3 protein-coding genes are annotated in these 3,597 nt (G+C 68.0%); all 3 read right to left on the bottom strand.

The window, feature by feature from the left end:
• Positions 1–123: 123 nt before the first annotated feature.
• The gene (locus tag ABZ078_RS44200; RefSeq protein WP_189906321.1) at positions 124–1,059 is read right to left on the bottom strand and encodes a M56 family metallopeptidase; all 936 of its coding nucleotides are present in this window, start codon (positions 1,057–1,059) and stop codon (positions 124–126) included.
• Positions 1,056–1,454, bottom strand: coding sequence for a BlaI/MecI/CopY family transcriptional regulator (locus ABZ078_RS44205; RefSeq protein ID WP_355274954.1), 399 nt, complete (start codon positions 1,452–1,454; stop codon positions 1,056–1,058). Before ABZ078_RS44205 ends, ABZ078_RS44200 begins: the two co-directional genes overlap by 4 nt.
• A gap of 87 nt (positions 1,455–1,541) precedes the next feature.
• Positions 1,542–3,597, bottom strand: a 2,056-nt coding sequence (locus ABZ078_RS44210) for a condensation domain-containing protein (RefSeq protein WP_356584332.1), incomplete at its 5' end; no start/stop codon positions are given.

Consider the following 3,597-nt stretch of genomic DNA (forward strand, 5'->3'; position numbering starts at 1 on the left):
ACGGTCGGCTGCCTGAAACCCAGGCACTCGGTCAGGTCGCACACGCACGCTTCACCGGTCGGTGACCGTTCGATCAGACGGAAGATCTGCAGGCGTGCCGGCCCCCAGGCTCGCGTCAGCGGTTCAGCACCAGAACCCGGCCGTGGTGACGATGACGAGAGCGGGAAGGACGACAAGTCCGACAAGACAAGTCGCTCCGCTGACGACCGACCGCCTCTCCTCTGCGCGGCGACGCATGTCCAGAAGCCGATTGATGCGTTCGGCCACATGATCCGCAGACACCTGGAGAACCGAAGTGCTGAGAGCGTTCCGGTGCCCTGCTCCCGCCTCGACGAGAAGGGCCAGCCCTCGCGCCACAACTTCGCTCCGTACGCCACGGGCCGCCGCGTCGTCGGCCGCCATCTCTGCAAGCCGCGCCACCGCAGGGCCTGCCGAGGTGAACAAAGGAATGCGAGGAAGCGCCCGGCCGAAGGATGCAGCAGCTGTCGTCAAGAGGTAGTGGCGGCCCTCCAGATGGGCCCTCTCGTGTGCGACTACGGCTGACAGCTCGGCCTGCGGAAGCGCCCTGAGCGCCGCTGCGGTGAGAACGACCCGCCCTCCTCGCGCTGCCACGCAATAGGCCGCCGGACACTCATGGTCGATCACCAGAGCTCCTCCGCCCAATGCTCGCACCGGCCGGCCGAGCATGTCCAGGGCCTCGACGAGGCGCAGTTGGCGACGGCGCAGGCTGAGCACATCCCACAGGAGGACGGCGAGGACCCGGGCCGGCAAACCGAACATCAGGAGCACTGTCACCCCGGCGGTGGCCACCTCGGCCTTGGTGAATACGGCCGTATCCAGAAGCTCCCGGCAGCACGTCCACAGGCCGCTGCCGAAGACGCCCTCGGTCACCTCACAACCGAGTAGGACCGCTCCGCCCAACGAGGAGATGATCAATCCGAGCCAGACGACGATGGCGATCCGCGGTGCGCGCACGGCCCAACGGGCACGTCGCAGCATCAGCGGCACAGGCACCGCCGCAACCACCAGATATAAGCCCAGCAGGAGAGTGGCCGTCATCCGTCATGACCCAGGGCTCGGCGTACAGCGCTCAGGAGAGCGGGCGAACCGGTGGAGGTCACTCGCTCGACGAAGTGCAGCATCACAGCCTCCGGGTCGCCGCCGCCGGTCAGGACGTCCGCCATGAGCCGGGCCGTGCACGCCTCGCGGCTCTCACGAGGCTCGTAGAGGTACTGCTTCCCGGAGCGGATGCGATCGAGCCAGCCCTTGCGGTGGAGCTTGGCCATGGTGGACATGACCGTCGTGTACGCCAGCGGTGTACTGCGGCCGGCGTTCATGACGTCGACCACTTCACGCACGGGAAGCGGATGATCAGCGGACCAGATCCGCTCCATCACCTCGGCTTCGAGTGATCCCAGACCCCACACGCTGCCCTCCGACGGATTCGACTGCATCGTACCGGTCCTACGAGCAGCGAAGCGGGGTGGTGTCTGTCCGTGCCGGTGCGCACGGACAGACACCACCCCGTGTGTGGTCGTTGATCAGTCAGCGGCGGCCGGCGACAACCAGCGCCTGAACGTATCGGCCAGTGCAGCCCCTCGGGTGTCCCGCCCGTTGGCGGCAGCAGGTCGCTCTACCGCTGCCTCCACGCCTCGCAGCTCGGCCATGAAGTTCTTCAGCAGGTGCTCGGCCTCGGGCTGATCGATCCCTGGGCACGTCAGCCCGATCAGCAGCTCTCCCTCGACCGTCCCGCACAGCAGCTCGAACCTGTGCCGAAGGGGTGTCTCCGGGTGGACCAAGGGGCCCGGCCGGTGCCCGGACGGACGCAGACCGGTGATCGCGTACAACTCATCGACCGTGCCAAGGTAGTTGAAAGCGAATTCCGGGGCGGGGGCGGACAGCCCGTCCGCTACGGCCGTGGTGCCGTACGCAGTGACCGCGTCGTCGAGGCCACCGTTGGGAAGGGCGGCACGCACAGCGGCGACGGTCTTGGCAGCTCGTACAGGGTCCTGCAGGGCGGGCACCTCCAGCTGGTTGCGGACCGAGAGCCTGCCGACCGTGCGCGACAGGTCGATGGGACTGGCCACACCGGGCAGCACTGCGCCACGCCCATGTCCATCCACGTCGACGCGGATCGACTCACCGAGACCGGTGGCGCGGGCGGCCCGAGCCAGGGCCGCGAGAATCACGTCTCCCAGAACCACGGAGGAGTTGGTCTGCTCACGCAACCGGTCGGTCGCCCGGGAGTCGAGTACCTCCACGAGCGTCACGGCGTCACGGGCCGTACCGTGGCGCGCACGCTCGAACGGTGGCTGAGACGTCACCCTCGTCTGCTCCGTCTGTCGTGCCACCTGTTCGGCCCACACCGCGGCGGGCGTGCCGGGCGCGGGCAGCTCCGCATGTCCGTACTCCGCGATCTGTGCGTGCGCGGCGAGCAGATCGCCCAGAACGATCCGCAGGGAGAAGTTGTCCACGACTAGCCAGTGGGCGACCAGGAGGAGCTCCGGCTTCCTGTCCCGGCCCCGATCGAAGTACAGCACGCGCAGAAGGGGCGGTTCAGCGAGGTCGAAGCTGCGTTGCGCCTGCTCGGCGAGCTCCTCGATGGTGCGTCCCTGCTCCTCGGCGGGCATGTCGCCGAGGTCGAGCCACTCCATGGGAACGACGGACACCTCGTCCACCGTCGCCACGTGCTGCCGCCAGCCCTTCGGGCCGTGGACGAATCCTGTACGAAGGGAGTCGTGTCGGCTGATGAGGGTCCGCAGAGCGACGCGCAGCGCCACCTTGTTCAGCGGCTCGTCGAGTTCGAAGAACAGGGCGTAGTTGTGATGGCGGGCCACCGTGGCGTCCAGCCCGGCGAGCAGCATGGCCTGCGCCGGCAGCAGTGGTACGTCGCCGATGACCTCGGTCGGTTGTTCTTCGGCCGGGCGAGGCACCGCGAGTGTGGCCACCCCGGCCAGCCCGGCGATCGTCGGGTGCTCGAAGAACTGCCGCGGAGTGAGTTCCAGCCCCGCCTCGGCCGCCCGGCTGATTACCCGAAGGGCGAGCAGAGAGTCGCCGCCGAGCTGTCCGAAGTCATCATGGACGCTGACGGCTTCGAGACCGAGTACCTCCTTCCAGATGTCCCGCAGTCGCCGCTCCATGTCGTTGCGTGGCTCCGAGCCCTGGGCGCCGACCGGGTCGGCGTCGCCGCGCGACGGGCTACCTCCGGTCGGCTGCGGGAGAGGAGCAGGCAGGGCTCCGCGGTCGACCTTGCCGTTGGCCGACAGGGGCAGAGTGTCGAGGAGTACGAAGTTGCGGGGAATCATGTAGTCCGGGAGCGCTACGGCGAGAGCCGCCCGAAGAGACCCCACGAGCTGGTCCGGATCGTCCGGGGCGGATTCGGCGCGCGTGACGTATGCGGTGAGGTGGTTGTCGGTGGTGGTGACGACGGTGTCTTTGACGTTGGGGTGGGTGGTGAGTTTGGCTTCGATCTCGCCGAGTTCGATGCGGTAGCCGTTGATCTTGACTTGGTGGTCGTTGCGGCCGAGGAATTCGATGGTGCCGTCGGGGTGGTAGCGGCCGAGGTCGCCTGTGCGGTAGAGGCGTTCTCCGGTGGCC

The sequence above is a fragment of the Streptomyces sp. NPDC006385 genome, assembly GCF_040612485.1.
Classification (GTDB): domain Bacteria; phylum Actinomycetota; class Actinomycetes; order Streptomycetales; family Streptomycetaceae; genus Streptomyces.